4 protein-coding genes are annotated in these 3,544 nt (G+C 70.8%); all 4 read left to right on the top strand.

Annotated features, from left to right (window positions below; all coding sequences use genetic code 11):
- The coding region (locus RM812_RS40985; RefSeq protein WP_311585933.1) for a M48 family metallopeptidase at positions 1–740 on the top strand (740 nt) is incomplete at its 5' end.
- A 137-nt stretch (positions 741–877) separates the two neighbouring features.
- The gene (locus tag RM812_RS40980; protein ID WP_030590000.1) at positions 878–1,546 is read left to right on the top strand and encodes a hypothetical protein; all 669 of its coding nucleotides are present in this window, start codon (positions 878–880) and stop codon (positions 1,544–1,546) included.
- 56 nt (positions 1,547–1,602) lie between these two features.
- Positions 1,603–2,670, top strand: coding sequence for an N-6 DNA methylase (locus RM812_RS40975; RefSeq protein ID WP_311585929.1), 1,068 nt, complete (start codon positions 1,603–1,605; stop codon positions 2,668–2,670).
- Positions 2,671–2,681: 11 nt separating this feature from the next.
- The gene (locus tag RM812_RS40970; RefSeq protein ID WP_030589993.1) at positions 2,682–3,542 is read left to right on the top strand and encodes an N-6 DNA methylase; all 861 of its coding nucleotides are present in this window, start codon (positions 2,682–2,684) and stop codon (positions 3,540–3,542) included.
- The last annotated feature ends 2 nt before the right edge of the window (positions 3,543–3,544 follow it).

Raw genomic sequence — 3,544 nt, 5'->3', positions numbered from 1 at the left:
AAGCCGACGGAATCCTCGCCTCCGGCACCTTCGACGTCGTGGTGTCACATCGGCGTACCACGCATGCAGTGACGACGCGACCGGACGGGCGCCGTGTCGTGCGCAGCCTGCCGACGGCGACGGCCGCCGAGATCACGCAGTTCGTCCGCCAGAACGCCCCGCGCCTGGAGGCCCACGCCCGGCAGATGGCCAAGAGGGCGCCCCAGCACCCGAACAGGCGCCTGGTGGACGGCTGTGAGCTGCTCTGGCTCGGCCGCACCATCCGACTGCACCTGGTCGACACTCCCGTTGCGGTCCGCATGCGGCAGCAGGAGGACGGAACGGGACTGCTCGTCGTCTACCGCGGTGACCTGGAGAGGCACGGCGCGCAGCCAGTCATCGACTGGTACGCGCGGGCGGGCCGGGCCTGGCTGGAGGGCGAGGCGCCGGCGCACTGGTCGCGCATGCGGACCCGGCGCCGGCTCCCGCAGTTGGCGGTGCGCGACCTCGGCCGCTGCAACGGGGCCATCTACCAGGAGCGCGCTCACCGGCTGACTCTGCACTGGGCGGTTTTCCAGCTCCCGCCGGCGCTGCTGGAGTACGTCCTGGTGCACGAGCTGGTCCACGGGACGCGCCCGCGGGGTCGATCCCATGGGCCGGAGTTCCGGGCCCGGTTGCTGCGCGCCATGCCCGACGCGCTGATCCGTCACGAGCAGTTCAAGGCGGCGTTCCGGTTCCTGTGGATCGGCACCACTCTCTAGATTGCACAATTGGAATTAGAGATGTAATGTCTAGATCCTTGGCCGCGTACCCACGGCGCCTCTGGAGCTGCCGGATCTGAACGCCGCCTCGCCAGTCGCGCCCCCGGCGCGCTTCTCCGACGCAGAAACACAGCAGCATGCACACCCAGCCTCCCGGCCGACCGGCCGAATGGTTCCCCTCCTCCGTCACCCTCAAGGACTGCGGGCCGTATCCGGCCGAAGTCCTCGGCCACCGGCACGACGGCATGATCCAGCCCCGCTTCACCAGCGAGGTGACGGGCCGGATCGCAGCCGAACTCCGGTCGGACGCCTCGATCGCCCTCAACCTCCGGTTCACCGGCGAAGCCATCGAGATCCTCGGCCTCGGCGATCCTCCGAAGGTCCTCGAACGCTGCCGGCCCGACGCCGAAGGCCGCTACGCCCTGGGCCACGGCTTCCTGCCCTGGCGAGAGCACACCACCACCGACCCGGCGGAGTTCGCCCGGGCCCTCGACGGGGCGCAGGCCGGCGGATACCCGCCGGCGGCCCCAGACGCGTGGACGGTCGCCTTCGCCGACCACGGCCATCGCATGGCCGTGCTCGCCGTCTACCGCACTCCGCACGAGGACGCCGCGGCCTACGACGCGCTCTACAACGTGCTGTATGCCAGCGGCCTTTCGTCGTACGAGACCACGGCTGCCCGCGCGGACGACGCCGAACTCGCAGCCCGGCGCCGGTTCAGCAGCCAGCGCGCCCACGTGGAACCCGACACCGTCGTATGGCCGAAGGTCGCACCCGCCACCCGGCTTCCCGCCGACCCGCGCTGAAACGCAGCGCCGGCCGCACGATCCATCAGCACAGCGCACGAAAGTCAGCTTCACCCATGGCACCATCCGACCTGGGCTCCCGCCTCACCGCAGCCCTCGCCTCCGCCCAGCGGCCCGCACCGGCGGCTCTCGCCCCAGCAGGCCACGCGCAACCCGACGGCACCGCCGACTGCAGCGATCCGGGATGCGCCCGGCACGCCGGCACCACCGACTGTCCGCCCTTCCCCATCACACGCCGGCGCGGCTCCGACTTCGGAGAATCCGTCGCCGACGCCTGGTACCGCAGCTGCGGCAGTAGCCGTATGGACATTCCAGCGGGCGTGGTCGCGGTCCTGGCCCTGTGCCCCATTAAGTCCCCGGGCGCGCTCCATGCCGCTCAGCTCTCCCGCTACTTTGCCGCCCAGCCTCCTCGCGTCCTTGCCAAGGGCTACGCCGAGGTGTACGCCGCCACGTGGATGCTGCGCCCCGAGCTCATGGATGTGGCCGCACCGATCTTCCGCTGGACGGAGGAGGACCTCGACGAGCAGGCCCTGCGCGGCGTCGCGGCCGTCACCCGGGCCGCACTGCGCGCGGGCGTACTCCAGTACACCGGCGACAAGGATCCGTACTACCGCTCGGACATCGACCTCATGTCGTGGACCATCACCAATCTGCGGCATCACAGCTCGCGCCGCGGCCTGGGTGAGTACCACACGCCTCCGGAGGTCGCCGACATGATGGCCCGTCTCCTCTATGACGGCGCATCAGACGCCGATGCCGAGCCGGGGCGGGGGCAGTCGTTCAACGAGCCGGCTGCGGGTACCGGCGGCATGTTCCGCTCCATGGTGCAGGCCATGCGCGAACGCGGCGGGGATCCGCACAAGCACGAGTGGGTCATGCAGGAACTCGACCCGATCGCGGCCGCCGGAGCAGCGGTGAACACCGTCGTCTGGGACCTGGGCCCCAAGGCGGTCGTCGCGGTGGGCAACACCCTGGCCCACAGCGACCTGAGCCAGCAGGCCTTCGCGCACCAGCGGAAGATGCAGGCCCACCGAGACCGACTCCGCGACGTCGCCGCCTTCGCCAAGGCCACCCACGACGCCTTCCGCCAGCTCGACACCCTCTTCTCCGCCCGCGCCGCATGAACAGGAACACGATGACCACCCGCCCGCGTGACCTGACCTGGCTTCCGTCCGCGCACGCCCGACGGGCGTTCCTCCCCGAGGATCCCCAGGAGCACGCCCGGCGCCTGATCGACACGATCACGGCACTGTGGCCCTCCTCGTCGCTGGAGGTCCCCCTGGGCACCACAGCGGCGCTCGCTTTGCTCCCGCTGGCCGATGCGCAGAGCCCGGAACTCGCCCACGACGTCGCCGCTCTGGATCCGGACGACCTCATCGTCGTGCTCCGGCAGATGTGGGCCCACCTGTGGCAGAGCCAGCCGTATCTCGTGGAGCGGGCCGGCCTGCTGTGGCGGTGGCTCGCCGATCCGCCTCAGCAGACCGCGCAGGCCGTGACCGAGATGACCCACCATCTGTTCAAGGGCGGCATCCTCGAGTACGGCGCCGATCCGAAGCGCTATCTGGCGACCGATCTGCTGGGCCGGCTGCTGCAGGCGCTGAGCAACCGCGGGGAGAAGAGCCGCCGCGGCGCCTTCCACACGCCCGACGTCGTTACCAATCACATGGTCGAGTACTTCGCCGACGATCTTCCGCCGGGCACGGTCATCGGCGAGGCGGCGGCCGGCTCGGGCGCCATGTGGCGCGCGCAGGCCCGGCTGCTGCATGACCAGGGTCGCGACGCTGCGCAGTACCGGTGGGTCGGCGTCGAGATCGACCCGCTTACGGCGGCTGTACTCGGCGCGAACAGCCTGTTGTGGCGCCTGGGGACCGATGTGCTGATCGCCTGCGCGGACGCACTTGCCGGCGACAGCGGCCTGACGCAGGCGCACCAGGAACGCGAGGAGGCGATCGCCCGCCGGGACGCGTTCCTGAGCAGCCTCCACCCACCCCGATAGAT

It is taken from the genome of Streptomyces lancefieldiae (assembly GCF_031845825.1).
Classification (GTDB): Bacteria; Actinomycetota; Actinomycetes; order Streptomycetales; family Streptomycetaceae; genus Streptomyces; species Streptomyces lancefieldiae.
This window is presented reverse-complemented; position numbering and strand designations above follow the sequence as displayed.